This is a genomic window from Corynebacterium sp., assembly GCF_030532965.1.
Lineage (GTDB): Bacteria > Actinomycetota > Actinomycetes > Mycobacteriales > Mycobacteriaceae > Corynebacterium.
In genome coordinates this window covers 1-2,691 of record NZ_JAUNKC010000059.1, presented here as the reverse complement: position 1 = coordinate 2,691, position 2,691 = coordinate 1, and the positions used below count along the sequence as shown (strand labels likewise).

The following is a 2,691-nucleotide window of genomic DNA, read 5'->3' as shown; positions in this document are numbered from 1 at the left end:
CCCCTCTAAGCTGGGCCAATACCCAGAAATAGACACACATTTTGTCCCTTAACCCGCAGTTACTGGCGGATTTTTAACGTAAGGAGCGTGGTTAATCGTGACCACCGTGGCTATGATTCGGCGCGGGATCATCGCAGCGCCCAGGAAATCTGGACCATCACCATCTACTCGGCAGGCGGTAACCGCAGCGCTGGAATTAGCCAGATTGGGGTTCGCCTGCGACCCGGAGCAATTAATGCAATTGGCGCCAGCGCAATTGACCGAGCTTCTTGGTAGCGCGGCGGTGGCAATCGGCGCTGACCGGCGGTGGCAGCCGTTATTTCCGGGGTTTCCCAAGCAGGTGTACCAGGAATCAGATTGGCAGTTGCTTGCTACGGCGTTGGCGCATTACCACTCACGTGGTGAGTTTCGACCAGCCGACATCGATCGGCTTTCCGGTGGGCCGCTTTGTGATGTTGATTTCGGGCGTCTGCTTCGGAAACTGACGGTGACAACACTTACCGCTTCCACCATCACATCCGAATGGGGAAGCGTTATCGCACCCAGCGGACATGATCGGGAATTTATCCGCGATGTCGCAGACCATATAGATACCGCCATCACTGACGTGTTTAGTGCTACTGATTTCCGTAACGGGGAACAGCTGGCCGCCGCTCTGGTTCTTCTTTCCGAATGCGGTTATCAACCCGCTACCTGCCTTGCCATGGGGTTTACCAAAGCCCGCCACCTTGATGATGTTTTACGCTGCATCCTAAGCACCTACTGCCGGGATGTTGAACGTGGGGTTGACCTCCAATGCTCGGCCACTTCTCCGGTGAATATGCGCCCGTTGCCGAGGGAATCGCGGCGGCTGATTGCGGCGCAATTGAGCAGGTGTGCAACCACGACTGATATGGATATGGTCTACCGTCGGCGGAAGTTGTGGCGGCGGGTATTGAAGTTCTGCCACCCATATGACTACGCAACTGATGCTGCCGCGAGGCATGTCTTAGACATCATTTTCGACAATACGCCCCATCGCACCACGAACGCGCAGGTAGAGTGCGCATTGGAAACCGGCGATGTGCCCACCGCGCTAGCGCTGTTGCGCCACAGCCCAGGTGGTCTTTTACGGCGGGTTCACCATATGCTGCGCCTGATTGATACGGCGGACGGGGCGCGTCGACAAGCACACACCGAGGCATTGCTGGCTACCTTGCGCGCAACCGGCCACCAGGTGCAACTGTCCACCCTTATTTCCGCGTATAACGGGATCGCCAACGGGGAGGTAAAAACGAAAGTCCGGCGGCTTCGCGGCCGCACCATCCTTGCCCGCACTGCGTCGAAACCAGTATCGACGGAATTGGTAACCCAGGCGTTATCCGTGCTGGAAGAATGCATGATCGGGCGGCTACGTGACACAACCACGCCACCTGACACCCTGGTACCAACATGCAATACCGTGCCAGTACAACTCATCCGGCGCGGGGCAAGCGCAAGCCACACCAACCTCATACGTGGGGCACGGCTACCGCTAGGGGAGCCACGAACGCTGCGGTTGTTTTTACACTGGTACGGCGACGATATCGACCTCGCCGTATGCATCGCCGACGCCGACTGTGCGCAGCAACTGGCCTTTGTTGATTACACCAACCTTTTCCACAACCCGCTGCGCGAATCCATCGCCCACTCCGGCGACGTCATCTACGGACCGCACCCAGACGGCGCGTGTGAATTCATTGATATTCGGCTCGCAAACACCACTGAGCCGACGCTTATCCAGCAACTACCCGAAGCCCGGTACCTTATCGCCAGCGTTATCAGTTTCTCCGGTACCAATCTGGCCCGCATTGATGCATGCGCCGGGGCGATGCTAGTTCACGCGGACGACAACGTTTCCCTGTTTGAACCGCGCGCCGTGGCAACCGCCGCGCAGCTTAACGCCGTTTCCACCTCGGCGGTTCCGTTTGTCGTGGACTTGCACACGAATGAACTCATCTGGTTGGACAGCTCCATCGGTTTCCAGGAAGGCGGCTACAACGCTGGGGGAGTAGCGCTTGTCGATCTCGTGGCTGCGGAACTAGAACTATTGCGGAACCAATTATCCATCGGACGGTTATTGGAGCTATGGGCCGCAGCGCACAACGCGGAAACTACCAGCGACCCCACCACGGATAGCGACGGTACCGCAAGCGTCGACTTGGCTCGGCGATTATTGGACGGTGCGAAATGAACTACATAGATAAAACTTTTGGTCGCGATATCTCGGACGACGATGAGAATGGATTGTTTGTAGAAACACTGAAACAACAAGTACGTGATGTTCGGCGAATTGGCGTGAATTCAGTGGTGACGTCAATCGCCCATGTGGCACAACATGCGACAACGGCCGAATTAGTGGCCGCGATTAACTTTGTGCGAACCGAGGAAAACATACCTAGGAAACTACGGCGAAAACTTGAACAAAGGTTAGAGCACTTTCTTGTTGATAAGCTGCGTGGTATCGCAATTCCGATTCAACCATTACCGTGCTTTTCGACGCGCGTAGTCGATGTCGGCGCTCATGTGCGTCAATGGCAGTGGATTGAAGAAACTCAAAGCCATATTCTGGAAACCATCTGGCCTGGCCTCGACATATTTGAAGTGGGCATAGTTGTTATTGAGGTTTTCTCACCAGAGCTTCTTGTGGTTGAGGCGTAGGACAACAAGTGC

At 55.9% G+C, this 2,691-nt stretch carries 2 protein-coding genes; both read left to right on the top strand.

All coding sequences use genetic code 11. The features are described 5' to 3' along the window. Window positions 1-97 precede the first annotated feature (97 nt). A complete protein-coding gene (locus Q4D85_RS14495; protein WP_303201514.1) occupies window positions 98-2,212 on the top strand; it encodes a hypothetical protein in 2,115 nt (704 codons plus the stop codon). Continuing rightward, window positions 2,209-2,679: a hypothetical protein gene (locus Q4D85_RS14490; RefSeq protein ID WP_303201512.1), complete on the top strand. Its 471-nt coding sequence runs from the start codon at window positions 2,209-2,211 to the stop codon at window positions 2,677-2,679. The genes Q4D85_RS14495 and Q4D85_RS14490 overlap by 4 nt, the downstream gene beginning before the upstream one ends. Window positions 2,680-2,691 lie beyond the last annotated feature (12 nt).